Here is a 26,235-nt window from a genome sequence, read left to right as displayed (position 1 = left end):
GTAATCCTCTGAGTTTTGGTGCGCGCAGGTTGAAGCCAATCTTGCGCGCATTTTATTTTTGAAGATTTTGGAGCATTGCGCGATTTAATATGAGTTAAAATCTCATATTATTGACTTTCGTCAAATAAGAACGTCCGGGAACGTGATCTACAGTTCTTGCAACTCATTCGCATTTGCGAACTGCCCGTTTTCTATCCCGTTTCGATGGAAGCCCCGTAATGATCACACGTCGTTCTTTTTTGAGCCATTCTGCTGGCTTTGCTGCCGCCGCCTCAATTGGCGGAACTTTGCCAATTATGGCAAATGCAGCTGCGCCAAGCCTATCCCTTTATGGGCCTCCGGTCGGTCCATCTGTTGTGCTTTCTTACATTGCCAACAAAGGTTTGCTGTCTGAGTACACGTCAAAGGTGGATTTCTCCGTCTATAAGTCACCAGATGTTCTGCGTGCAGGCTTTGTTTCCGGTGATTGGAAACTGGCAGGTACTCCATCTTATGTGGCGGCGAACCTTTCCAACAAAGGTCTTCCGGTCAAGATGCTCAACATCATGACCTGGGGCATGCTCTATGTGCTCAGCTATGATGGCTCTGTGAAGTCTCCGGCTGATCTGGCGGGTGAGAAGATTGGCATGTTCTTCCGGAATGACATGCCGGACCTCGTGTTTGGTCGTGTCATGCAGCAGAACGGCCTGTCTGAAGGCAAAGACTACACGCTACATTATGTCAGCACTCCGTTCGAGGCGCTGCAGCTCCTGCTTTCGGGCCGTATCAAACATTGCGTTCTGCCAGAACCAGCAGCAACTGCTGGTATGGTGAAAGGCAAAAAGCTTGGTAAGAATATCCATCGCTCAATCGATCTGGCGAGTGAATGGGCTTCTGTCACCGGCGGTAAAGGCCGTTTCCCGATGGCAGGGATGATGGTGCATGACGACCTGTTGAATGCACAGCCAGAGCTGATCGAAGGTTTCCATAAGGCCTGCATTGAAGGCACCGAATGGGTTAAGGCAAATCCGAAGGAAGCAGCGGCAGTCGCTGCCGAAAACATTAAGCTTCCCGCACCAGTGATCGCCAAATCGGTGCCGCACACGCACCTGACAGCAAAACGCGCCAAAGACATTCAGGCAGAGCTGGAGCAATTCTACTCCATTCTGGCAGAGAAGAATCCTTCCATCATTGGCGGGAAGCTTCCAAGCGCGGACTTCTATCTCTAGCTAAGTTGGCTCGGCAGGCCGCTCAAAGGTTACGGTCAACTGGTCTGCTGAGCCCTTTAAAGAACAACGAGAAAATGCCTCATGATCCATCACATGCTATCAACGCTGCTCAATAAACTTTGGAGTGGGTGGGGCACACTTGCCGGTGTGTTTCTCATATTTGCGTTGTGGCAGATTGGATTTGAGGCATTCGGCTCTCTGGTACTACCCGCGCCTATGGAAGCACTTGGCCAGCTGATCGATCTGGTCGCATTGCCTTCCGGTTTTGAGTACATTCTGATTACTGCAAAGCGCGCCTTCGCTGGCTTCTTGCTGGCCAGCGCTTTCGGCATCTCCTTTGGATTGATTGCCGGTTGGTCCAACACGCTTTCTCTGCTGTGTAAGCCATTTATCACCGTCGCTCTCGGCGTCCCTCCCATCGCGTGGATCGTCCTTGCCTTGCTGTGGTTTGGAGGGGATGACGGAACACCGATCTTCACCGTCTTCATCTCCACGCTTCCGCTCATTTTCGCGGGAGCTTTGCAAGGCGTGCGGATGCGGGAGAAAGAGCTGGACGAAATGGCACAGAGCTTTCATGTGCCGCTGATACAGCGGTTCTGGCAGGTGCAAGCGCCACAGATCGTTTCCTACCTCTTTCCGGCATGGGCAACAGCGTTGGGGTTGAGCTGGAAAGTGGTGGTGATGGCAGAGCTGCTCTCCAGCACACGCGGGATAGGTGCCGGGCTGGCAGAAGCACGCGTAAACATCGACACCGCCTCCACCATGGCATGGATCGTGGTTGTTGTAGGCCTGTTGCTGGTGATCGAAGGCACGTTGCTTAATCCTGTCAAAGACTATGTGGAGGGCTGGAAGCATGCCGAATGAAACTGCTCCCCTGCTCTCTGTCGTGCCAACCACGTCAGTTGACCCAAAACCATCAGTCCTGTCCGTTACGGTGAAAGACCACCGGTACCATCCACTACAACAAACACTGGCACCATGCACGCTGGAGCTTGCCAAGGGCGAAGTTGTCAGCATCATCGGCCCGTCTGGATGCGGAAAGTCCACTTTCCTTCGCATTGCTGCTGGATTGATTGAAGCCAGTGAAGGCAAAATCTCAAACGCCTCAAAGCGGACAGCCATCCTGTTTCAGGAGCATAGGCTGCTGCCATGGAAGAGCTTGCTCAACAACATCAGTTTCGGATTACAGGGCCAGAAGCTAACTAAGTTTCAGCGTATGAAAAAGGCGCGTGAAGTGGCGTACGCCATGGGCTTCTCTGAGGATGATCTGATCAAGTATCCCTCAGAGCTCTCTGGCGGTATGCGCCAGCGTGGAGCCTTGGCCCGTGCCTTGGCGGTGGAGCCCGATTTGCTGTTTCTGGATGAGCCATTCAGTGTGCTCGATATTGGTCGCCGTCGTGACCTTTATCGGCAGGTGCTGCACGAGGTGGATCAGAAACATTGTTCCGTTTTGATGGTGACCCACGATGTGACAGAGGCACTGGCTTTGAGTGATCGTGTCCTCATTATGGCGCCAGATCCGGGCCATTTTGCCAAAGAGTACGAAGTGCCATTGCCGCGTTCTGAGCGTACACGCCGAAACCTGATGGATCTGGAAGCAGGTCTGCTGGCAGATGACCGCATCGCTAGCCTGTTTAACATGAGCAATTGGGAGAAACTGGTATGACTGATGTCGTGCGTATGCCAGAGCATAAAGCCTCCTTTTTCGATGCTCCTGTGTTTTCAGAAGGGTTTCGGGTTTTCTTCCCGTTAACGGCGCTTTATGCGTTGTTTTCAATCGCTATGTGGGGCCTCGTTCTGGCGGATGTTCTGCCAGTGCCTTTTGATGCCGACCCGCTGTTGTTCCATCAATATGAGATGTTCTTTGGTCTGTTCGCTGGTGCAATGGCAGGCTTTCTGACGACAGCCGTGCCTTCCTGGTCGAACACACCAAAGATAGCTGGAGCTGAACTCGCCGGCCTTGGAGCCTTGTGGCTGGCTGGCCGAGCGGCTTTCTGGACGCTCGATATTTTCCCGAGCGCCATTGTTTTCGGGATTCAGGCTCTCTTCCCTGCAGCCTTGCTTGTCGTGGTGTTGCCAAGACTGCTGCAAGCAAAGATGCGTCACCTCATGTGGCCCGTTTTGATGCTTTGTGCTGCACAGCTTGTTTGTTTTTGGGAGTATACCGAGCTTGGCGTGCTTAATCAGGGGCTTGCGATTGCTGAAGGTGCATTCGTACTGATGGTTTTGACTGCTCTTGCACCGGTCTCCATGGTGATTGTGAATGATGCGCTTTCACCTCGTGAAGATGGTGCGGTGTTTATTCCTCGCCCGCCAATGAGACGCGCGGCGCTGTTTTGCATCACTGCATTCACACTTGCCAAGGCGCTGGGTGTTTCGGATGCCTTGCAAGGATGGTTGGCACTGGCGTCAGCATGTGCCGTTTTGAATATACTACAGGATTGGCATCAGGCCGGATCACTGAGAACGCCATTCTCAAAAGTGCTTTATCTGGTCTACTGGTTCTTCGGAATTGGCTTTGCGTTAGAGGCCGGTGGGTTGCTGGGAGTGCTGTCTGCAGGCTCCTATGTTTCCGGGCAGCATATGATCTTTATCGGCGGCTTGTCTCTGGCGACATTCATGGTTCTGACCATCGCAGGGCTGCGTCACGCAGGTTATTCCTTGCAGCTGCCTAAGGTGTTGGGGGGGGCGATCCTGTCCCTCATTGGAGCCTGTCTGGTTCGCTCTCTCGGACCGCTCCTCGTACCCGATTTGGATGTTATGCAGATTGCCTGGAGCTTGTTCGCATTAGCCTTCGGGCTCTACCTGATCCACTTTCTGCCAATTGTCTTTCGAGAAAACGTTGATGTGTAGGAGGTAACTATCGATGCTTTTGCTAACCAAACTGCTTGAACCGAAGAAACATGGTCTTTTTGAAAGTCCTGTTTTAAATGTCACTTCCCCCCGGCACGATGTCGCTAATGTGTATGGCAAGAACATTAGTATAAATGCCAAGGAACATTTTCATGACACTCGGAGTTTCATCCTCTCAGCACCCGTCGATTACTCCGGCTCAGGGCAACCACAGTTCATCGATACCATCTGGTCAGCAGAACGTTGTTGAGACCGTCTCTCATAAGCAAGCTGAACTTAAAAAAGATGTCGCTCATGTTTTGCACGATGCCAGTAAAGTTTTAAGCGCAGAAGTAATTAAGGAAACCAATCGTACTTCGCCTTCAATTTTTGGTGTGAAAGCGCTTTATAAAATAGTCTCATCTGTCATTAGTAAGATTGAACATTTTCTACACGCTGAGAAAGGCTCCATAGAAGGGAAGATATTTAAAACCTCGGAGTACTTTCAGGATCTGCAAGGACTGAAACAAGATCTCGGGAAACTTAATGATGCACTTCGGGATCTCGACAATCTCACTGCTGACATTAAGCAAGGCACTGTAGATGTTAAGAGCGCGAAAGAGCTGCTCGTTGCAAAACTTCAAGCAATCGAAACCGCTACAGATGCGTGTCAATGCAACATCAGATATGACCATGCGGAGCATGATAATCCGGTGGAGTCTGACAGCAGAGATAAGTTCTTGGGAGAAGTAGTCCGGGTTATTTCTTCAATTGGTGGAACAGCCTTTCAGGAGGCACAAGCTATCTCGGAACAAGAGTTCGCGACTACAGCCGAACTTCTCAGCGCATTGGGGCGGTCTGATTTCTCAGAAGCTTTAAGTGAAGCTATCTCTCATGAGAATGTGAAACTGTCCGATCTGAACGACTACACACTGCTTGAGAACAAAGCAAAGAGCACTTTGCAACAGGCCGAAAAGCTGTTTGAGAACGTTCGTGATGTGTCGTTTGAGGATGCTCCCCCAACCTACCAGTCTCTGCAGCTTCAGGATTTGCGTGCAGCAGCAAACCAACTTGACGACGAAATCCAATTGCAGAACCAGGATCTTTATCGTCAGAAGCTCTATAGTGAAGATCGGCATGAGTACCTGTCTTTACAAACGAATGAGCTGAATGAGCTGATCAGGAAGGTTGAACATAAAATTGAACCGACAACTCCTGAAGAAGTGTCAGCTCCGCCTAAGGAAGATCGTGTGCGTTACGGCTCTGCTCACACGACGGCAACGCACAGAAGTAATGTTGATGCACGTGAGAAACCTGCTGGTGTAAATCCAGATTTCTACTGCGAAAAGCAACAGAACCAATACTGCCTGAAGCATGCTTTGAATGCTTGTCTTGGGTTTGAAGCCGTGACCGTCGATGATCTGGTTGATCAACAAGTGGCAGGCTTCATCGAGGGATACAAGCAGAAGTCTGAAGAGGCTTTCCTCCGGGAAGCTTCCAATTACTTGCGTCGTAAACCTGCAGAACTGCAACGTGAGTTCCATCGTGATCCACTAAAGCTTTATCGGGAAACAGCCGCCGCAGAGTTTGCAATGTTCAATGGGCATTCCCCTGCTGATCATATTCGTCGACATGGGTCGGAGGCTAGCTTTGGGGTCGATATTGTTAATGCAAAACGTGACACACTTGGCGTCCCTGAGTTTAAATCCACTTGGTTAATTGAGCCAAAGGATGAAGCTAAGTTGAATCAGAATGTTGCAAGCCTGACGAAGATTATTGGTGAGACTGACCGATTGGTCTTTGGTCAAGGTGGTCATTTTGTTGCACTTCGCAAAAATGAACACGGTGATTGGTTCGAAGTTGATAGCCTATCTGATGGTGCGAAACGTGTTGATCCTGTTGAGTACTACAAAACTCGCGTTGCACGAGATGGAACGGTGCCGATCCTCCATTTCTCAGCTGAAGTAACATTTCAAAAAGAAGAAGGGTTATCTTCCAATAGATTCTACGCCTGATCACATCAGAAGTACTGATTGATTTCAGTGCTTTGTGAAGCCGCCCATGTTGAAGCGTTGCAGCTGTTGGTGCAGCGCTTCGGCGAGTTCTTCCTTGGTGTAGGGCTTGGCGAGGCGGGTGATTTTTTCGAGGCTCTCGCCTTCTGGTTCCAATGCTTTGGGGAACCGGCCTGACGTGACAACTACCTTTTGGTCTGCGCACGCTTTGATGCTGGCCTCAGCCAGATCCCAACCGGTTTTGCCGTCTTCCAGTTGGACGTCAGTGAACAGGACATCGAAGAACGTTCCGTTATCGATCAGCACCTTAGCTGAGCCATAGCTGTTGGCTTCAATGCACACCAAACCCATCTCCTGCAGCATGGTTTTTGCGCGTAGCAGGGTTTGCAGATCGTCCTCAACCAGCAAAATACGATAGGGCTTGTCAAAGGTGATTGCTGTGTTGGGTACCAACTCCTCAACTGGCGCCTGCGGGATGACGAGGGTGACTGTTGTGCCCTCCCCTTTCTCACTGGTGATGCCCATTTCACCGCCGGATTGCTTGATGAAGCCGAACACCATACTTAGACCAAGACCTGAGCCTGCTGACGTTCTACGGGTGGTGAAGAACGGCTCGTACACTCGGTCCAGCGTCTCTTGATCCATGCCGCAACCATTGTCAGTCACGCTGATGGAGACGCTTTCCATACCGTTGACCTCAACCCGTATGGAGATGGTACCATCCTCTGCAATCGCGTGCGAACTGTTGATGCACAGGTTGAGCAGAGCGCTTTCCAGTTGGCCCGGATCGATGCGGACGTAAGTCTCTTCCTCTGGCAGGTCCGTGGTCAAAATAATCCGCTCATCTACACTGAGGGAGATGATCTCGGCAACACTCTCAATGAGATGGTTGATCTCGATGACTTCCGGCTCAAGGTGCTGTTTACGTGCGAAGGCGAGCAGTCGTTGTGTGAGGTTGGTGGCCATCTCCACAGCGCTGTGAATGCGTTGGATGTTCCCTCTTAGATCAATCAGCTTGTCACTCTTGCGCTCAATGATGCCTACGCTGCCAGAGATGCTAGTGAGGATATTGTTAAAGTCATGGGCCACTTCACCCGTCAGCTGGCCAAGACTCTCCAGCTTTTGCTTCTGTCGCGCCTGCTCCTGCACAAAACGTCGGTCTGTTGCATCCGAGAATGACCAGACAGCCCCACCTTCCGGTAGGGGGCTCTTGCGCACTTCGATCAGGATCCCGTCATCATGGATCAACTCAGCGAACCGGAAGCGGCTGCCATGGGGGCGTACATTCGCGTCTTTCCAGCGAAAGCCTGAGTTCTGGATGAGGATACGGATGTCCTTTGCCGCTTTGATGTCGGTTTCTTTGATGCGGAGAGTTTCTGCAAGGCGCGGATTCCAGGCTGTCATATCCAACGCGTCGTTGGTCAGCACCAGCCCTTCAGCGATGCAGTTAAAGGTTGTCTCGAACAGCTCTGTCTTGCGCTGTAGCTGACCGTAGATGCGTCTCAAACGAATGGAGTTGGCGCGGAAGATCCGGAAGGAGTGCAGCAGCCGTGTGATCTCATCGTCCTGTCTGGCCGGACGCGGCAGTACGGTGGAATGATCCCCCTTTGCCAGATTGGACATGGCGCGGGAGATGCGGTTGATGTTTTTGGTAACGTATCCTGCAATATAGTGCGCTGAGATCAGTGCCAGAATGATGCTGGCTATCCCGGTGACCAGAACGACAAGCTGGGCGCTGGAGATGTAGGAGTAGGTTTCCTGTCGCTGCTTGGCGATCTCCTCACCAGACAAACGTACAAACTCAGCAACAAGCTGGTTGATTGTCTGAGCGCTGGATTTGATTTTGAAAAGAGCGTTGCGCGCTTCCAGTTGCCCAGCCATAGCCAGATGGCGGGTGGCATAAAGCCCGGTTTCATCTTCTGCGATGGCTTTCAGAGCTTGGATTGCTTGCTGAACCTCTGGCGCTGGCATCCCATCAAGATCCGTCATCTGCACGTGATAGCGGCGTCGCAGTTCTCCGAGGCTGAGGAAGTCGGTGACGTGGGCTGCAGAGATCAACAGATTGGCAGCTTGTCCAATCCCTTGCCATGCTTTGCGTTCCTCTGCGCTCTGGTAAAACGTGGAGGAGTTTTTGACGGCCAGACGTTCCATCTTTGTCAGGTCTACAAGAACGCGGCGCACCTGATCTTCAGACTCGCTGATCTGCTGAGCCGCGTTGACTAGCACAGCCACTTGTGAGCGCATGAGGGAGAGGTTCTTCTGCACTTCTGGCAGAAAACGCCCAAGGCTTCCTTCCTGACGAGAGAGCGGAAAGTTGTCGCGATACTGTTGTTCAGCCTTGCTCAGCTCCACCAGCAAGCGGGAGCCTTCGTTTTCGATCTGATAGACGGAGGAAAGGTTTAGAATGAACGGGGCAGAACTGACCAGACCAGCGGATTTGTTGGCAAGCTGGAGGGAGCTTGCAATGGCTTCAATGGTTTTCTGATAATGCCCAACGAGTTTCACATTGGCCTGATCCAGCCAATACCACGCGATGGACCCAGCAAACAAAGTTGCGAAGGTTAGTAGCGTGATGGCTGCAAGTAGGCGTGTTTTGATGGAAAGCAGAGCTTTCACGCGTTGGGGCAGAAAGGTCATGGCAGATCTACAGCCGCATCTTCCAGTGCGAAGACATAACCTTTGCCACGGCGGGTTTGCAAAAACACTGGCTTGGAAGGATTAGCCTCAATCTTTCTCCGCAAACGTAGGATCAGCACATCAACTGTACGATCCATGTAGCGAGAGAGATCACCGCCCAGATGCTCCAGCAGCTCAACCCGATCTATTGGTCGGTTCGGGTTTTCGATGAGGAACTCTAGCAGGCGTAACTCGGAGTTTGTCAGGTTTACTTCCCGCAGGTTCGTATCCAGCAAACGCCGTTCATCGCAGATGAAGGAGAGCTCGCCGAGTGGAATGATCCCAGCACTTGAAGCTTGTGGAGCCGGTGCTGTAGCAACAGTTGGCTTAGGTTCAGCCGGAACGTTGCGTTTGTAACGACGCAGCACCGCACGAATGCGCGCTATGAGCTCACGCGGATTGAATGGCTTCATCAGGAAGTCATCGGCACCGGTTTCCAGCCCAACGATCTTGTCTACCTCGTCGCCGGTGCCAGTCAGCAGGATGATTGGAAAGTCATAGGACGTGCGCAGGCGTTGCGCCAGCATCATGCCGCTCTCACCGTCCAGTTTCAGATCGATGATTGCCAGATCAAGGCTTTCCAGTTCTTTCAGCTCTATAAGGTCTTTGCTCCCATGGCACGGCAGTGCCTGAAACCCATACTCGTGCAGCAACTCCTGCAACACCTCACGGATAGCCGGATCGTCATCGACGACAGCTACCTTTGAGGGTGACCTATCCCAACTCTCGGTCATTGACGTAACCTTCCTCGCAACCCGTACCATGCTCCCAGACGCATACTCGGAGGTCGTTTTTGATTTTCTTCAGATTGCGGCGACAATGCACGGGAAAGTGCCTTGTCATCAATAATTCTAATATTTCATATGTAACTCATTTCTGTAATAAATGTAACATTTAAAATATATATCTGCTAAATGAGAACATACTTAACGGTAAATCATAAGCGTTCCTGTGATGTTTCATGTAATTTTCAAATCAAGTTACGTGATGATGTGGGTGTACTTATAAGTTATTACACTTACATGCGTTTTAACTTGGGAGAAGATAATGAAAAACGCTCTTTTAGGTGGTCTTGCTGCTGTTGGCCTCCTTGCTGCACTTCCTGCAACAGCTTCTGCAGAAGAACTCAACATGGTCTGCGGTGCTGAGCAGGACTGGTGTGAACTGATGGCTCGTGGTTTTGAGGAAGAAACCGGCAATGAAGTTCTGATGGTTCGTAAGAGCACCGGCGAAACCCTCGCTCAGGTGCGTGCAGAAGCAAGCAACCCTAAAATCGACGTTTGGTGGGGCGGCACCGGCGATCCACACCTGATCGCAGCGTTTGAAGGCCTGACACAGGATCCTGGCGTTGACACCAGCGAGCTGCTTGGCTGGGCATCCAACATGCACAAGATCTCCAACGGTGGCACCGTGGGCATCTACGCAGGCGCTCTGGGCATTGCATACAACTCTGAAGTTCTGGAAGAGCGCGGCCTGCCAGCACCAGCTTGCTGGAAAGACCTGACCAACCCAGCATATGCGGGCGAAATTCAGGTAGCGAACCCGAACAGCTCTGGCACCGCTTACACTGAACTGGCAACATTCGTTCAGCTGTTTGGTGAAGACGAAGCTTATCGTCTGCTGACTGAAATCGGCAAGAACGTGAACCAGTACACCAAGTCTGGTTCTGCACCAAGCAAAGCTGCGGCGCGCGGTGAAACCACCATCTCCATCGGCTTCATGCACGATATGGTGAAACTGGCAGGTTCCGGCTTCCCGCTGAAGATCGTGGCACCTTGTGAAGGTACTGGTTACGAAGTGGGTGCTGTGAGTGTGATCAAAGGTGCGAAGCACCCTGAACTGGCAAAACAGTTCGTTGAATACGCACTGCGTCCAGATGTTCAGTCCCGTTCTGTAGAAGTGAAATCTTTCCAGGTTCCTTCCAACTCTAAAGCATCCGTTGCTCCTGAGTCCCCAGATCTGGCAAGCATCAAGCTGATCGACTACGATTTTGCAACATACGGTGAGCGTTCTACTCGTGAACGTCTTCTGAAGCGCTGGAACGAAGAAGTTAAAAACGCTTCTCACTAAGTAAATCAAGCGCTGAAGGGCGGATCCGTCCGCCCTTCCCTTACATGCATTGCTTCGTATTCGCGCTTGCGCCAATACAAAACTCTCGGATCAACATCATGCGAAAGACAATTGCGCTCTGGCTCGCCGCCGGAATAGTGGGATTTTGCATATTTCCCTGGTACTCAGTAGATAGCGGCTTTTGGTCTTTTAGCTGGTTGTTCAGCGAATTCCTCAGCGAAGACGCCGCACCTGCCCTCTTCCAAGCTCTGCTTTATGGCCGCTGGTGGTTTGTTCCATTGGCACTGGCATTCGTGGGCATTGCCCTGTCGTTTGCTGTGCTGAAAGATGAACGTACCCGTGCAAAAGCCCTTGTTATTCTGTCCATTACAGGCATCGTTCTGTTGTTTGCGCAGGGCTTTGCAATTGGCAGAACCGGCCCTGAACTGTTCAATGATGCGCTTAACTTCGGTTCAGCTGCGTCTGGACAGATTGGCTTTGGTGCCGGTGCCCTGCTCACCGCTGGCGCTCTGCTCTTCATTCTCACCACCAGTATTTCAGGTCTAGGTCAGGGCCGCGGTGATGCGTTCATCGTTGGCAGCATCGGCCTCATCATTGCGCTGGTCGTGACTTTCGTCTTCTATCCGGTCTCCCAAATCCTGATCCGCGCTTTTGAAGCATCAGATGGCAGTTTTGATATTACGGCCTTCTTTACCCGCTTCTTCTCCAGCGATATCTGGAGCCTTGCCTGCCTTGCTGGCGGCAAGACCTGCGGACCGGCATGGAACTCTGTTTTCCTCGCAGTGCTCACCGGTGCTGGTACAACCCTCCTCGGTCTCGCTTTTGCGTTGATTGCGACCAAAACCGCGTTTCCTGCGAAAAAGCTGCTGCGCGTTCTCACCATCATTCCAATCATCACTCCTCCCTTTGTGATTGGTCTTGCGCTGATCCTTATGTTCGGCCGTGCTGGTGTAGTGACAGATGTGCTGCATGAGATGTTCGACATCTCCAAGAGCCGGTGGCTCTACGGCTTCTCCGGCATTTATCTCGCGCAGCTGCTTTCCTTTACGCCGATCGCGTTCCTTGTGCTGATTGGAGTGGTTGAGGGCGTCAGCCCATCCATGGAAGAAGCCTCTCAGACGCTGAACGCAACCCAGTGGCAAACGTTCAAGAACGTCACCTGGCCTTTGATGCGCCCGGGTCTGGCAAATGCCTTCTTGCTCGGCTTCATTGAAAGTATCGCCGACTTCGGTAACCCTCTGGTTCTGGGCGGCAACTACAACGTCTTGTCTACCGAGATCTACTTTGCGATTGTGGGTGCTGTGGCTGATCCATCCCGTGCAGCTGTCCTCGCTGTCGTGCTGCTTATGCTCACTCTGTCCGCCTTCATCGCGCAGCGTCTCTGGCTCGGCAAGAAGTCTTACGCAACTGTGACCGGTAAGGCCGACTCTGGTCAGCACTCTCCGCTGAACCCGGCTCTGAAATGGGCTTGCTACGGCTTCGCACTTCCTTGGGCAGCGTTTACCGCAGTTGTGTACTCCATGATTGTGTTTGGTAGCTTCGTGAAGCTTTGGGGTTACGACAACACCTTCACGCTGGATCATTACATCCGTGCGTTCTCCGTCAGCTTCAACAACGGCATTCGCTGGACCGGTGTGGCTTGGGACAGCTACTTCACCACGCTGACCATCTCCACCATCGCAGCCCCACTCACCGCTGTTGTGGGTCTACTCACTGCTTATCTGCTGGTGCGCCAGAAGTTTGCTGGCAAGAACATGTTCGAGTTCAGCACAATGCTCAGCTTTGCAATTCCGGGCACTGTGATTGGTGTGGCTTACATCATGGCCTTCAACACACCACCAATCGAGCTGACCGGTACCAGCATCATCCTGATCATCGTGTTTGTGTTCCGCAACATGCCAGTGGGTGTACGTGGTGGCATCGCGGCTATGTCCCAGCTGGATAAGAGCCTGGATGAAGCGTCCATCACCCTTGGTGCAAACAGCTTTACCACTGTTCGCAAAGTCATCCTGCCTCTGATGGGACCAGCGATCCTTGCTGCACTAGCATACAGCTTCGTTCGCGCCATCACTTCTGTGAGCGCGGTGATCTTCCTGGTGAGCGCGCGCCACAACATGGCAACGTCGTTCATCGTGGGCCGTGTTGAACATGGTGAGTACGGCATCGCGATTGCGTACTCCTCCGTGTTGATCATCACCATGCTTGTAGCAATCTTGCTGCTGCAGGTCGTCATTGGCCAGCGCAAGCTGCGTCGTCAGAACCGTCTGCAAACCTCTAACAAGAACAAAGAGCTGGCTTCAGCTTAATCCTAGAGTTTCTGGAGTAAATCATGTCTATTATGCAAAAAGCAGGCTCTGTACAGTTCCGGGATGTTGTCAAAAAATACGGTTCTGTCACCGCACTGAAGCCTCTCAATCTGGACATTCAGCAGGGTGAGCTTGTCACTCTGCTGGGGCCAAGTGGTTGCGGTAAAACCACCACCCTGCGTCTCATCGCAGGTCTGGAAGCGGCTACTGAAGGCACCATCTACATCGGCGGCAAGGATGTCACTCACCTGACTGCGACCTACCGCAATGTCTCTATGGTGTTCCAGTCCTACGCCTTGTTCCCGCACATGAGCGTTGTCGATAACGTGTCCTATGGTCTGCGCGTCAACAAGGTGCCAGCCAAGGAAGCCAAAGCCAAAGCCGAAGAAGGCCTGGCAATGGTCGGACTGGCTGGCTACGGCGAACGTCTTCCATCCGAGCTTTCCGGTGGTCAGCAGCAGCGTGTAGCGGTTGCCCGTGCTGTGGTGCTGGAGCCAGAAGTTCTGCTGCTGGATGAACCGCTCTCTAACCTTGATGCGAAGCTGCGGCGTCACGTGCGTGAAGAGATCCGCGAGATCCAGCAGAAGCTTGGTCTAACTGCTGTCTACGTGACGCACGATCAGGAAGAAGCAATGGCGGTCTCTGACCGCATCATCGTGATGAACAAAGCAGAGATTGCACAGTCCGGCACACCACGTGAGCTCTACAACCAGCCAAACTCAGCGTTTATCGCTGACTTTATTGGTGACGCAAACGTGGTGGACTGTGAAATTGCAGGTTTCGGCGAAGGCACCGTTTCGCTGAATGTTGGTGGGGCAACTGTTGTGCTGCCTTACTCCGGACCGGCATGTCAGCACGGAAAGCTGGCGATCCGTCCGGAAGGAATCTCCGTATCTCAGAATGCGACCAATGGAATTGCTGCTGGCGTCTCCTATGCAGCTTATCTCGGCAACCAGATCCAGTACTCCCTCAACACTGGTATGGGCAAGCTGTTCGCCATTGATCACAATCTGAGCGCAACCGTGGTTCCAACAGGTACAGAAGCCTTCATCCACCTGAAAGAAGAGGGGCTGGCCTTTTTGCCAGAAGCATAAGGGCTAGGACGGCCACCTCCATCCGAACCCTCTCTTCTCAAACAGAAGCCCGGAGATCCCCCTCTCCGGGCTTCTTTACGTCTGGCTCATGAGAATATGCGGGGTGCATGAGGTGTGGATACCCGCATAAGCTGTACTTACCTGCGATTGCTCGTTAGGTTTATGTGGCCCTGCAGTTTTGGGAGGTGGCGATGGCGAAGAACATAGTGGTGTTTTCAGATGGGACCGGTCAGGAAGGTGGCGATGGTCCGGATACGAACGTCTATAAGCTCTTCAAAATTTGCGAAAACAGAACCAAGCGACAGGTCTTGTTTTACGATCGTGGCCTGGGGACCAAAGCCCATCGCTCTCGCATCACACGGTTTTTGGGCAATGCCACGGGTTTTGGCATCAGCAAGAACCTAAAGGAATGCTATCAGTTCATTTTCGAGAACTATCAGGCGAAGGATAAGATTTACCTGTTTGGCTTCAGCCGCGGCGCCACCACCGTGCGCAGTCTTGCAGGTTTCATCGAGATGTTTGGCATCCTCCCGAAATCCCGCCCCGAACTGATCAACCAAGCCTACAAAATCTATCAGATCAGTGATGGCCACGAACGAAAAGCAAAAGCGCAGGAGTTTCGTGAGAAGCACCACAATATGTGGGCGGAGATTGAGTTCATCGGCGTGTGGGACACCGTTGCGGCGCTCGGCCTGCCATGGAAGCCGCTTTCAGCTGCCATCAACAAACTCCCCGGCTTCAAACACGAGTTCCATGACCTGACTTTGCCCGCAGCGGTGAAGAATGCCTACCACGCTCTGTCAATTGATGATGAGCGTGAGGTGTTTCATCCCGTTTTGTGGAACGAGAGCACAGCTCCCAACCAGATTATGCAGCAGACGTGGTTTGCAGGTGTGCATACGGATGTTGGGGGAGGCTATGAAGATTCCCGTCTTTCCGACATCACCTTCAACTGGATGCTGGGGCATGCGGAGCGCAACGGTCTGCGCATTCACGAAGGCAGCCGCAAAGCAGTGATTGCTAAGATGAACCCGGATGAAACCGGCACCATCCATAACCCGCGTGAGGGTATCTTTGAGTACATCTATAAAGTGAAGCAGCGTGTGTGGCCGAGGCTGGACCTGAACGCCAGAGAGCGTGGGCAGCCACATGTTCACCCAAGTGTGTTGAAGCGGGTTAATAATCCTGAGATGAACTACAAGCCGTGGATGATGGAGAAGAACCCGATTGAAGAGCCTCTGATCAAACGGACGGCTCAGGCGCGAGAAACAGAGGCGACTTAGTCATGAAAAAGCCGGAGCAGATGTTTCCGCTCCGGCCTGAAATTTTGCGTTGATCACTTGGCTTTTCGGTGACCTGTAATCATTGGTGTGACGAGGTCTTCCCTCTTCCAGAAACGGTAGAAGAAGATAGCTGCCACATGCAGGATCACCAGAATAAGCGTTGCGCGGGCCAGAATGCCATGCCACGCCAATGCGGTGCGGGCGCTGTCGATGCCCACCCATGAAGCGAATGGCCCTACATTGATGTAGTCTTCCGGATCCACGAACAATCCAAGCGCCGCCTGTGCTCCGATGACACCCAGCAAAAGGAAAACGAACAGGCCGCCGAGCGGGTTATGTCCTTTCCAGTTGCTTGCCCGCCGTTTTGGCAGTTTGGCGATGTAACAGAACAGTGCTTTGGGGCTATAAATGAAGCTTGAGAAACGGGCTGTCTCTGACCCGATGAAACCCCAAATCAGACGGAACGCAATGAGCGCGAGCACTGCATAGCCAAACCAGAAGTGCAGCGTCATCACGTCAGGCCCGAACTTGCCCAAACCCCACGCGGCGGCCACACAGCCTGCAAAGAGCCAGTGGAACAGGCGCAGCGGCAGATCCCAGATACGGGTGCCTTTTTTCTCCTGCGTTTCCAAAGGATGATCAGTGCTCGCAGTCGTCATTTCTTAAAAGTCCTTCGCACGGAATTCTTTGTGGCAGCCTTTGCAGGTACCGCCCAGTTGGCCGAGTGCTTTGCCCAGTGCAGGACGACCTTCGCCAGCGACTTCGTTGAGTGCGACAAGTGCCTGATAGAAATCTTTTCCTTTGGCCTGATAGCCAGCCATATCTTCCCAGATCACTGGGCGAGCACGGGTTTTGCCTGGCAGGTCAGCGTTTGAGGTGCCTGGCATGTAAAGGCCTGCTGCGTTGTAGCTTGCAACTGTCATCATGTTGCCTGCAGCTGCTTTTGCTTTCTCGGCGCTGTATTCAACTTCGCCTTTGGCCATCGCCGCCAGCGCGCCCATGTCATGTCCAAGCAGAGTGAAGTAAGCACGGCGTGCGTCGACCACGTCTTCCTTGTTGGCATCGGCTGCATAAGCCGTCGTTGCAGTCATAGCGACCAGTGCGGTGATCAATAGTTTACGCATGGATTTCTCCGTGTTTGGTGATTGGAAAGTATTTGATGAGGTTTGGTTGGTTTTGTTTGTCTTATTGGAAATATAGATTTCTTATCTGATTGAAAATCAGATCGGATCTCTTATGTATTCCTGCTGTATCTATGTATATGCCCGTATAAGCCGCGTTTGTGCTTGTCTTCGCTGAGAATAGATGAGCAAAACAACGCTTCAATGGGAATGTTGTAATAGTTTGTCGCAAGGTGTAACGGGCACCTGCAGGTTTTGATTGGCGAGATCATGCCGGCACAGCCTCCTCAACCAGATGCCCTTCATCCATGGTGAGAATACGGTCCGCCAGCTGCAGGATACGGTTGTCATGGGTGACCATTACGGTGGTGATGCCACGCTTATCGCCCAGCTCCTTCAGCAGCTCGACAACCGTCAGGCCGGTGTCCTTATCCAGTGCCGCTGTTGGTTCATCTGCGAACACGATATCCGGAGAGGAAACCAGTGCACGTGCAATAGCAACGCGTTGTTTTTGGCCGCCGGAAAGATGCGCTGGCAGGTAGTCGAGCCGGTCTTCCAGCCCCAGCAAACTCAGCATGTGCCGCGCCGCTTTTTCCTGCTGCGCAGCATCCACGGTCGCCTTCACTCCGCTCTGGTGCACTTGAAGGCCCATCAGCACGTTTTGTGTTGCGGTCAGGCTCTCATGCAGGTTGTGGGCCTGAAAGATAAAGCCGAGCCGACGGCGCAGCATAATCTTCATGGTCTCATCCGCGCCATGCAGCTCATGCCCCAGTAAAGAAAGCTGACCCTTTTGTACGTCGCGCAAGCAGCCCATCAGAGTCAGCAATGTTGTTTTGCCGGAACCTGATGGCCCCATCAGGACTGTCAGGCTGCCCTTTTCGATTTCAAAGTTGACGTCAAAGATCGCCTGTTTACGCGCTTCCCCTTCACCAAACCAATGGCTGAGGCCAGAAACGCTGATCGGGGCATGTGGTGTGTATGTCATGCGGCCCCCTAGAACAGATCAGCCGGATCAGCATGTGCCAATCGACGTGTTGCGATGGTTCCGGAAAGGGCGCAGGCCGCGAGTGTGCCAACAAACACGATCAGCGCACGAGCCAGTGTTAATCCCACAGGCAGTCCAGACTTCAGCGCCAGCATTTTGTAAATGCCCGTTGCTGCCAGTGCGCCGGGGAAGAATCCAAGCACGGCAAGGATCATGGCTTCTTCAAAGATGATGCAGAGGAAGAACCCCTGGCTGAAACCCATGGCTTTGAAGGTGGCGTATTCTTTCAGATGATCAGCCACATCGGTGCTGAGAACCTGATAAACAATAACGATCCCTACAAGCACGCCAATGATGGTGCCAAACCCGAAGATGATGCCGACTGGCTTTTCTGAGGTCTGGTAGGCTTGCTCATCTGCTGCCGCCTTGTCAAAGCTTCTGATTTTCAGCGTATCTATCGGCAGAACCTGCTTCAGCAGCTCAACAGCCCGCTCAACAGAGGCTCCGGGTTGTACTTTCAGCAGGATATGGTCTGGTGCGCCAGAACTGCGTGAGGGAGACAGGCGCAGGACGCTTTGGTCGGACATCACCAGATTACCATCGGCACTAAAACCAGCGCCGATCTGCAAGGTACCGATCAGTTTGATCTGGCGGTTGTTCATTTCAAAGATTGCGGGCGTTTCCGGTGAGAGTGAGTTGAAGAACTCTTCCGTTCCACCCCGGGTCTTACGATCAACCAGCGCCGTATCTGGCAAAGCCAGTTGCAGGAACTGTGGGCGCAGCACAGGTGCCATAAAGTCGATGGCTTCAATAGGAAGACCCACCAACTGCAAACCCGCAATCTGATCTTCCTGCACACGCCAGTCGACTTTGGTGATGTAAACTGGCGCAGCTGAAGCCACCTCCGGCACCGTCAGTGCTTGCAGCATATGCACTCGTGCAACGTTACCGCCTTCAGTCAGAGATTTGGCATCGGAGGCAGAGATGAGAATATCCGCCTCAAACAGCTCGTAGGGCTGCAAGGTAGACCCAGTCAGCGCGCCCATCATGCCGAGTTGCACGAACACCAAAACGTTGGCGAAGGCAACACCCGCCAGAGCCGCAGCGAAGCGCCCTTTATTGTGTGTCAGCTGCAACCAGCCTATGGGCAAACGGCCCAGCAGCCATGTGAGAAAGCGGGTCACTTGGTGTCCCTCTCAGATGCAGGCTGAAAGTAGCCGAGGATTTCCAGATTGGTCAGGTTTGCTGCTAGCTCAGAGGATGTCTCATCCAGTGTGACGACAACCGTCACCACACGTGCATCGGTGTTTGCAGCTGGATCGACGCTGATGATGTTCTGGCGTCCAACAATCAGGCCGATCTCTGTCAATGTCCCACGCAGTTCCTGCGCCAGAGCTTCGGCCCGCAAAACCACCACATCACCAATGTTCAGGCGTCCGATCTGGTTCTGGTAGATCTCCATCTCAGCGGTCATCTCGCGAGTGTTGCCGAACTCGATCAGGCCCGCAGAAGATGGCCGCTCGCCGGGTTGCACCAGCAGGTCAAGAACAGTGCCATCAAAGGGTGCGCGAACGATGGATTTCTCTAGATTCACTTCAGCTGTACGCAGAGCGATCTGAGCGGACTGAAGCTTGCGTTTGGCAAGTTCCACATCTGCCTGAGAGATATCTGCCGTGCTGCTGTATCGCTTGAGCGTCGCTTCTTTGCGGGCTACATCTAGTAACGCGCTTTCTGCTTCCGCCTTTGCGCGATCCAGTTGAGCCTCTGTCACAACCTTGCGGGCAAACAAGGACTTTGTGCGTTCCAGTTCGACGCGTGCCAGATCCGCATTGGTTTTGGCACGGTTCAGGTCTGCTTCGTTCTCAACCTGACTGGCTTTGATGGAAAGCTGAACTTGGCTGAGCGAGGCTTCAGAAACTGCTACCTCAGCTTTTGCTGCTTCAACACTTGCCTCCAAAGACGGACGATTGTCGAGGGATGCCAGGATAGTACCCTTCTCAACCCAATCTCCGACTGAAACAGGAAGGTCCGCAATGCGGGCGTCCCCTGCTCCAAATGGCAGAGCGATTGTCGACACGCCGTCCCGAGGGATCAACTTGCCAAGCGCGACGACAGCACCAGCTTCCAGTGCTTTGATGTCTTCTGGTGTAACGGTTGTATTGATGGGAACAGCGATTTTCTGATCACTTCCCCCTCCCGGTTCAAGGCCCGTCATTTCATAGAACAGGCGCAGGCCAGCGGGTTGGAAGTACATGCCCATGACACCACCAGTGAACATGATGGTGATGAAAACGGGAATGAGCAGAATAATCCGCTTAAACGGTAAGCCCTTGCGTGCCTTACCGGAAATAGAAGAAATGCCAGTGTCTTCCAAAGGCAAATCTTTGTTTGGCGCATTGTGATGGGTCACAGGGCCACCTCTGCTGTGACTTGTTAGTTATTACTTTCTAATATTCTAATATGAAGATCGCGCAACCCAAAAAATGTACAGATTTGTAACACAGGTGGATTTTGGGTTTTGGGAGCGGAAGGGGATGCCTGGAAAGTGCCCGAGCTGTCTTAGTGGACAGCCCGGTTGATCTTAATTCAATTAAGCTGAAGCAGCCTGAAGCGTGGTTTCTTCTTCTGCGATGCGGATGAGGAAGCTGTCGACTTCAGCGGAGAGGTCGTTGGTGACCTGCTCCAGTAGAGCGGAGGACTGGTTGGCTGCACCTGCCTCACTGGTGGTCTCGTTGATGGCACCGCTCACGGAAACAACATTGCTGGCTGCTTTGGCGGTTCCATCAGACGCTGCCTGAACAGCTTCTGCGATTTCCGCTGTCGCCATCTGCTGTTGTTCAACTGCATCGGAAATGGATGAGGTCAGCTCGCTGATCTCCTTTACAGCTGCGGTGATGGAGCCAATGGCCTCTACCGTGCTGCGGGTTGAACTCTGGATGCCGTTGATCTGGGCTGAAATCTCCTCAGTTGCATGGGCCGTTTGGCTTGCCAGTGTCTTCACCTCAGTCGCCACCACAGCAAAGCCCTTGCCTGCATCACCTGCGCGTGCGGCTTCAATGGTCGCGTTCAGAGCCAGCAGGTTAGTTTGCTCAGCGATGTCACGGATCAGGTTGAGTACAGTGCCGATTTGCTCGGCGGACTTAGCCAGTGCAATGACCTCGTTGTCCGTGTTCTGTGCGATCTGAGAGGTGGATGCCACCAGTGTGTTGGCGCGCGTGGACTGGTTGGAAATTTTCTGGATGGAAACAGCCAGTTCTTCCGCTGCTGCAGCCACAGTTTCTACGTTTTGAGAGGCGCTTGCAGAAGCTTCTCCAGCGCTGTTCGCTTGCTGGGTCGCCTGATTGGCCACGTCAAACAAACGTTCAGACGAGCTGCGCATTTCCATGGACTGGTTGGAAAGCATGGAGACGTTCCGCTCCAGAACTACTCGGAACTGCTCGACAACCTCTTCCTTCTTCTGCTGACGGGTCAACTCACGGGAGCGCTCTGTTTTCGCTTGTTCTTCCAGATCACGGCGGGCAATGGCGTTTTCGCGGAATACAATCACCGCGTCTTGCATCTTGCCGATCTCATCTTTGCGGGCAGCCAGATTGAGGTCTACATCCACGGCACCGGAAGCTAGCTCCCCCATCTTAGAGGTCAGGGCCACAATTGGCTTGCTCAGACCATTTGCCAGCCACAGAGCAAAGCCAAGGCCGGCAAGGCCAACAACCAACGCAAAGCTGAGGGAGATGATGTTCACCCGGCGCGCATCCGCATTGGCCTGTGCCAGAGCGGATTGGCTGGCAGAGACGGTGGAAGACACAATCGCATTGATAGAGCCGCGCAGAGCCTGATTGTGGCGCTCGATCTTCTCTTTGGTTGGGATCATGCGGGATGGCGTGATGCCGAGCAGGATCGCAGCGTCCTTGCTCCAGTTTTTAAAAGCTGTTTGCGCAGAGGTCACGGCCTGGCGCATCTCATCATTGAGCGCTACATCAAGCGTCTGCTCAATATCCATACCCAAAGATGCGTTGATATCATTGAACTCGCGGCGGAACTCTTCCGGCTCAATGAAGGTCGTCATAGCCAGTGCTGTATCAACGACTTCCTTGGCGTGCTCAAAGTCATTCACGATGGTGAAGGAAAGCCGCTGTGCTTCCAGTGCTTTGAGTGTGACCCGGCCAAGGTTCTCGCGACCTTCTGCTGCCTGCCAGACGAGGAAGGCCATCAGGGCCATTGCAACGATGATGAGACTGAGGATCGGAATGAAGATTTTGTAGCGAATGGTCATGGATTCCGGCCCTTAGTTCGGCAGCGTTGGCATTGGCGTTTCGGTGCGCTCAGCAGTCAGCGAAACGAGGAAGTTCTTGAGGTCTTCCACTTCCTGCTCAGACAGGTCCAGCGGGCGCACATGCTCGGATCGGGATGGGCGCTCAATGCCGCCAGTATTGTAGTGGGCGATCATGGTTTCCAGATCAGGAATGCTGCCATTGTGGGTAAACGGGGCACGATACGTCAGATTGCGCAGGCCCGGAGTTTTGAAGGCAAACTGGGCTTTTGGATTGTCTTCCTCATAAAGCCCGCGGCCAATGTCTTCTGTCGGTGTGCCGATGTCGTGGAACTTGTTGTCGGTGAAGTTCCAACCGGAGTGACACGGCGCGCAGTTGGCTTTGTCGTTGAACAACTCGAACCCGCGCTTAGCAGAGGCAGAGATGGCCCCTTCATCGCCTTCGACCCAGCGATCAAACGGTGCCCAACCGGAAACCACGGTGCGTTCATATGTTGCGATGGCGGTGAGCACGGTGTCACGCGTGATCCCCTCATTCGGGAATACGGAGCCGAACCATTTGTTGTAGCCCGGAATTTCATCAAGGACCTCGACGATGGTCTCGAACTTGCCGTCCATCTCTTCCGGGTTGGTGATTGGACCGGCAGCCTGCTCTTCCAGCGTTTCTGCGCGGCCATCCCAGAACATAGGCGAAACCCAGGCGGCATTCAGCACAGTTGGAGCTTGGCGTCCCAGATGTGTATTGGCGGATCCAACAGCGGTAGGCACCGGAACCTCGTAGCCAAACGATGGGTTATGACAGCTGACGCAGTTGATGTTTTTGTTGCCAGATAAACGCGGATCAAAGAACAGCATTTTGCCGAGCGTCGCCATCTGCGGTGAGTAAGGCGCGCTGTCTGGAAACGGGATTTCCAGTGGTCGGCGATACTGTTCTTTGAGTGAATTAATGTCTGCAGCACTCAGAGGAGATGCGGTTAGCCCCAACACGACGGCAGCAGACAGACTGCCTACAACTCTTCCTAGAAACAACACAATGCTCTCCCCTAAGCAAATATAAGGGAGATCCCCTAGCTGAAGAGGCGTTAATGAATGCTTTATCGATTGTTTTGATTGGGTACCCTCACCGATATGTGAAGTGAAGTTTAGCTGGCTTTCCACTGAAACTGGAAAACTCCTTGTTTCTATAGGATGTTATACGCTTATCCGGTTTTGAAGTTCACGCGATGGATTTGCTTTCCTGATTTTAATGCTGACGTTAAAGTGCGTGCTGCATGCGTAATACGACAAGATCGACAACGTGATTCAATCAGAATCTCGACTTCGCCTCGTCAGTTGAGTCCAACTGAACCTGTGCCCTCAATTTTCAAAGATTGCGACCTGCCAGATGCATGGTCAGCCTAGACGTTAACTCATTGTTTTTGGAATCGTTTGGCCTGTGCTCAGCGGTGAGCCAGCCGTTGAGCCTGTCTAAGCGATCCAAGCGTAACTGCCCGGCATACATTGCACGATTTGGCGGGTAGAGTTTTGTGCTCGGCGTATTTCGAGAAGTTTAAGTGCCTTAGTTCAGTAGTCTGAGGGTTTAAATGCGCGGCACCGTCACATCAGTAAAGTCACAGCGAGTGGTATCTTCCAGCAGGCTCTACCAGTCCCTCCTCCTCTCCACCGCGCTTATCGCCTTGCCAATTGCAACCACTGTTCCCACAAGAGCGCAATCAGTCTCCCCGCAGCCACAATGCCAGATCAGCGGGACGACGGTGACGTGTTCCGGTGATTTGTCCGTTGGCGTGGATGTTCAGGGTGGCGCAGGTGGAGCCTACACCACCCTGATTATTGAAGATGTGACGAGCAATATCACGCCCTCCTTCTTTCTGCCGGGCATTCAGTTTGATTCCAATGGCAACATCACGATCAACAGTGATACCGGTGATTTTTTCATCGCAACAGATGGCCGAAACGCAATTGAGATAGACCCAGATGGCGGGAACGTCTCCCTCACGCACACTGGTGATATTCAGACAATAAGTCAGTATGCCTCTGGTGTTGAGGTGAGAGACGCTGATGCCGTGACGATTACTCAGAGCGGCGATATTACAACGGACGGCTATTACAGCCGGGGCATTGAAGTTGTTTTGTCTCAAGAGATTACGATCACCCATACCGGTGATATCACCACTACTGGCAACATGTATGCTCAAGGGATTTATGCCACCACGCAAGGTGGCAGTACTGGTGCCATAACCATCTCTCAGACCGGCAATGTCGATACATTGGATACATCAAGTACAGCCTTGTTTGCACGTTCTGATGGGACAGGAGATGTTAGCATCACGCATGTTGGAACGCTGACCACCGCTGGCAACGACTCGCGCGGTATTTTTGCACGTGCTCGCGGTGTTGGGGCCGTTACGATTGACCAGAGCGGCACAATTACAACAAGTGGCAACTCAGCGCACGGTATTATGGTGTATTCAGAAAACACCGCCACTGTAACCCACAGCGGAACGATCAATGCTAATGGGGCGAGCTCGGATGGGATACTTATTTCAGATGGTCTTGCACCTGCGAGTACTTTTCAGGTCAACCTGACCAACAGCACCATCAATGCACAGTCGTTTGGCATCAACATTCAGACAGTCGGTGATACCACCTTCACGCTTACCGGCACCAATGCCATCTCCGGTGTGGTGGACGATATCAAAGGCGGTGCCGGAGATGATACGATCAATAACTCCGGCACGTTGACCTCCACCAATGGCATCGATCTTGATGCCGGGACCAACGCCTTCAATAACCTGAGTGGCGCGCGTTTCAACTCTGGAGACGAAGTCATTTTGGGAGCGGGCAATCTGCTGACAAACGCCGGGATTCTCTCGCCCGGCGGGGATGCCAGTATTCAGGAAACGGATATCACCGGCGATTTCCAGAATGAGGCCTCTTCGACCTACATGGTCACCTTCAATGCGGATATGACGGCGAGTGACACACTGGATGTTTCCGGCACAGCCACATTGAATGGTGGTGTAGTGCAAACCAGTGGGGCAACATTTGCGCCGGTTGGTGCGTTCACCATTGTGGATGCAGCAGGAGGCGTTACGGGAACGTTTGATAGTGTGGTCGATACCTTGTTTATCGACTGGGAGCTGAACTATGGAGCGACTGCCGTCACGCTGACGGCAACTGCACTGGCCAACAACTTCTGCGGTTTGGCAGGCAACGAAAACCAGCGTTCCGTAGCCTGTGTTGGGTTGGACAGTCTGCCGCTTTCAGATCCATTGCCGCAGGCGGTGCTGGGCCTTTCTAACGGAGCTCAGGCACAGGCTGCTTATGATGATCTTTCCGGGGAGATTTATGCCTCCATTCAAGGGGCGTTGGTTGAGAACAACTATCGCCGCATGGCGTTGATCAACAACCGTATACGGAATGCAGATGCTTCTCTTGGCGCGATCTCAGCGTCTCTCGCGCCTGAACAGGATCCGCTTGACCCTGAAAAAGAGCGCCGCAACGGTCTTTGGGGCATTGGTTATGGGGCGTGGTCCAACACATTCAGCACAAGCGACACAGCCTCACTGGACAACAGTCTGGGCGGCTTGCTCTTCGGGTATGATCGTGAGTTCGATGACAATTTTCTGGCAGGTGTTCTGGGTGGATACGGGCGCACCAATGTGAAGCAGGATGCGCGCTCGTCCAGCGGGTCAGCGACCACATGGTCCATCGGGATTTATGGTGAGACTGATGTGAAGGACGTGGGCTTTGTTCTGGCGGGCATCTACAACTGGCACTTCCTTGAAGGGGCAAGGACGGTTGATTTCTCTACGATCGATGAGCGGGAGCATAGCAGCTACAACGGACGCGGCTGGCAGTTCTATGCTGAGGCAAACTACGAGTTTCCTTTGATTGATGCCTTTGTGTTTGAGCCATTCTTTGGTGTGTCTTACATCGATGTGCGCACAGACGGTTTTACTGAGGATGGCGGCATTGCAGCGCTCACGAAACAAGGCGGTAGTTTTGATAGTACCTTCACCAATCTGGGTGTGAGGGGCGCTTACAACGTTTTTGATTGGGTCAACGTCAACGCTTCTCTCAGCTGGCGACATGCCTATGGGGATGTCGACCCGTCAGCGCTGTTGGCCTTCGGTGGCAGCACGGCGTTCGGCGTGGATGGCGCTCCCATCTCACAAGATGCCTTTGAGCTGGAAGCCGGGATTGATGCGCGGGCGACGGAAAACGTATTCCTGAATGCGGAGTACAATGGCCAGTTTGGTGACAACGCGACGATCCATGTGATTGAGCTGGATTTCACCATCAGGTTCTGATGCTCAAACATGTCCAACCCCAAGATCTGCCTGAGGTTTAGGTAGTGCAAAGCCCTTATAGTTGC

At 52.8% G+C, this 26,235-nt stretch carries 19 protein-coding genes; 10 read left to right on the top strand and 9 right to left on the bottom strand.

The window, feature by feature from the left end:
- Positions 1 to 218: 218 nt before the first annotated feature.
- The 5 genes from AC3CB2_RS19910 to AC3CB2_RS19890 all read left to right on the top strand — a co-directional run bounded on the left by AC3CB2_RS19910 (position 219) and on the right by AC3CB2_RS19890 (position 6,055).
- A complete protein-coding gene (locus AC3CB2_RS19910) occupies positions 219 to 1,208 on the top strand; it encodes an ABC transporter substrate-binding protein (protein WP_352935335.1) in 990 nt (329 codons plus the stop codon).
- 81 nt (positions 1,209 to 1,289) lie between these two features.
- Positions 1,290 to 2,072, top strand: a complete 783-nt coding sequence (locus AC3CB2_RS19905) for an ABC transporter permease (protein WP_352935338.1) — start codon at positions 1,290 to 1,292, stop codon at positions 2,070 to 2,072.
- Positions 2,062 to 2,874, top strand: a complete 813-nt coding sequence (locus tag AC3CB2_RS19900; protein WP_352935341.1) for an ABC transporter ATP-binding protein — start codon at positions 2,062 to 2,064, stop codon at positions 2,872 to 2,874. The genes AC3CB2_RS19905 and AC3CB2_RS19900 overlap by 11 nt, the downstream gene beginning before the upstream one ends.
- A complete protein-coding gene (locus AC3CB2_RS19895) occupies positions 2,871 to 4,061 on the top strand; it encodes an NnrS family protein (protein ID WP_352935344.1) in 1,191 nt (396 codons plus the stop codon). Before AC3CB2_RS19900 ends, AC3CB2_RS19895 begins: the two co-directional genes overlap by 4 nt.
- A 152-nt stretch (positions 4,062 to 4,213) precedes the next feature.
- The gene (locus AC3CB2_RS19890) at positions 4,214 to 6,055 is read left to right on the top strand and encodes a hypothetical protein (RefSeq protein WP_352935347.1); all 1,842 of its coding nucleotides are present in this window, start codon (positions 4,214 to 4,216) and stop codon (positions 6,053 to 6,055) included.
- A 24-nt stretch (positions 6,056 to 6,079) separates the two neighbouring features.
- Here AC3CB2_RS19890 and AC3CB2_RS19885 read toward each other — a convergent pair whose 3' ends face one another.
- Both AC3CB2_RS19885 and AC3CB2_RS19880 read right to left on the bottom strand, forming a co-directional pair.
- Positions 6,080 to 8,689, bottom strand: a complete 2,610-nt coding sequence (locus AC3CB2_RS19885) for an ATP-binding protein (RefSeq protein ID WP_352935350.1) — start codon at positions 8,687 to 8,689, stop codon at positions 6,080 to 6,082.
- On the bottom strand, positions 8,686 to 9,462 hold the full coding sequence (locus AC3CB2_RS19880) for a response regulator (protein ID WP_352935353.1): 777 nt from the start codon (positions 9,460 to 9,462) through the stop codon (positions 8,686 to 8,688). The genes AC3CB2_RS19885 and AC3CB2_RS19880 overlap by 4 nt, the downstream gene beginning before the upstream one ends.
- A 313-nt stretch (positions 9,463 to 9,775) precedes the next feature.
- Between AC3CB2_RS19880 and AC3CB2_RS19875 the strand changes: the two genes are divergently transcribed.
- The 4 genes from AC3CB2_RS19875 to AC3CB2_RS19860 all read left to right on the top strand — a co-directional run bounded on the left by AC3CB2_RS19875 (position 9,776) and on the right by AC3CB2_RS19860 (position 15,481).
- Positions 9,776 to 10,798 (top strand): ABC transporter substrate-binding protein, encoded by a 1,023-nt coding sequence (locus AC3CB2_RS19875; protein WP_014284624.1) that lies wholly within the window; start codon positions 9,776 to 9,778, stop codon positions 10,796 to 10,798.
- 98 nt (positions 10,799 to 10,896) lie between these two features.
- Positions 10,897 to 13,104 (top strand): ABC transporter permease, encoded by a 2,208-nt coding sequence (locus AC3CB2_RS19870; protein ID WP_352935356.1) that lies wholly within the window; start codon positions 10,897 to 10,899, stop codon positions 13,102 to 13,104.
- 23 nt (positions 13,105 to 13,127) lie between these two features.
- A complete protein-coding gene (locus AC3CB2_RS19865) occupies positions 13,128 to 14,198 on the top strand; it encodes an ABC transporter ATP-binding protein (protein WP_075701200.1) in 1,071 nt (356 codons plus the stop codon).
- A 191-nt stretch (positions 14,199 to 14,389) separates the two neighbouring features.
- Complete coding sequence (locus AC3CB2_RS19860; RefSeq protein ID WP_352935359.1) at positions 14,390 to 15,481, top strand: T6SS phospholipase effector Tle1-like catalytic domain-containing protein; 1,092 nt, start codon at positions 14,390 to 14,392, stop codon at positions 15,479 to 15,481.
- Positions 15,482 to 15,534: 53 nt separating this feature from the next.
- Here AC3CB2_RS19860 and AC3CB2_RS19855 read toward each other — a convergent pair whose 3' ends face one another.
- The 7 genes from AC3CB2_RS19855 to AC3CB2_RS19825 all read right to left on the bottom strand — a co-directional run bounded on the left by AC3CB2_RS19855 (position 15,535) and on the right by AC3CB2_RS19825 (position 22,889).
- The gene (locus tag AC3CB2_RS19855) at positions 15,535 to 16,140 is read right to left on the bottom strand and encodes a cytochrome b/b6 domain-containing protein (RefSeq protein WP_352935362.1); all 606 of its coding nucleotides are present in this window, start codon (positions 16,138 to 16,140) and stop codon (positions 15,535 to 15,537) included.
- A gap of 3 nt (positions 16,141 to 16,143) precedes the next feature.
- Positions 16,144 to 16,605, bottom strand: coding sequence for a c-type cytochrome (locus AC3CB2_RS19850; protein ID WP_008549133.1), 462 nt, complete (start codon positions 16,603 to 16,605; stop codon positions 16,144 to 16,146).
- A gap of 265 nt (positions 16,606 to 16,870) precedes the next feature.
- Positions 16,871 to 17,587 carry an ATP-binding cassette domain-containing protein gene (locus AC3CB2_RS19845; RefSeq protein ID WP_014284631.1) on the bottom strand — a complete coding sequence of 239 codons (717 nt, stop codon included), beginning with the start codon at positions 17,585 to 17,587 and terminating at the stop codon, positions 16,871 to 16,873.
- 8 nt (positions 17,588 to 17,595) lie between these two features.
- Entirely contained in the window at positions 17,596 to 18,771 is a 1,176-nt protein-coding gene (locus tag AC3CB2_RS19840; protein WP_352935366.1) for an FtsX-like permease family protein, read from the bottom strand.
- Positions 18,768 to 19,997, bottom strand: a complete 1,230-nt coding sequence (locus AC3CB2_RS19835; RefSeq protein ID WP_352935369.1) for an HlyD family efflux transporter periplasmic adaptor subunit — start codon at positions 19,995 to 19,997, stop codon at positions 18,768 to 18,770. The genes AC3CB2_RS19840 and AC3CB2_RS19835 overlap by 4 nt, the downstream gene beginning before the upstream one ends.
- 180 nt (positions 19,998 to 20,177) lie before the next feature.
- The gene (locus AC3CB2_RS19830) at positions 20,178 to 21,860 is read right to left on the bottom strand and encodes a methyl-accepting chemotaxis protein (protein WP_352935372.1); all 1,683 of its coding nucleotides are present in this window, start codon (positions 21,858 to 21,860) and stop codon (positions 20,178 to 20,180) included.
- Positions 21,861 to 21,872: 12 nt separating this feature from the next.
- Positions 21,873 to 22,889 carry a cytochrome-c peroxidase gene (locus AC3CB2_RS19825; RefSeq protein WP_425328963.1) on the bottom strand — a complete coding sequence of 339 codons (1,017 nt, stop codon included), beginning with the start codon at positions 22,887 to 22,889 and terminating at the stop codon, positions 21,873 to 21,875.
- Between the two features lie 551 nt (positions 22,890 to 23,440).
- Here AC3CB2_RS19825 and AC3CB2_RS19820 point away from each other — a divergent pair.
- Positions 23,441 to 26,170 (top strand): autotransporter family protein, encoded by a 2,730-nt coding sequence (locus tag AC3CB2_RS19820; protein ID WP_352935375.1) that lies wholly within the window; start codon positions 23,441 to 23,443, stop codon positions 26,168 to 26,170.
- The last annotated feature ends 65 nt before the right edge of the window (positions 26,171 to 26,235 follow it).

The organism is Pseudovibrio sp. SCP20 (assembly GCF_057774105.1).
Note: the sequence above shows the minus strand (reverse complement) of the source record. Positions and strands in the feature narration are given on the sequence as shown.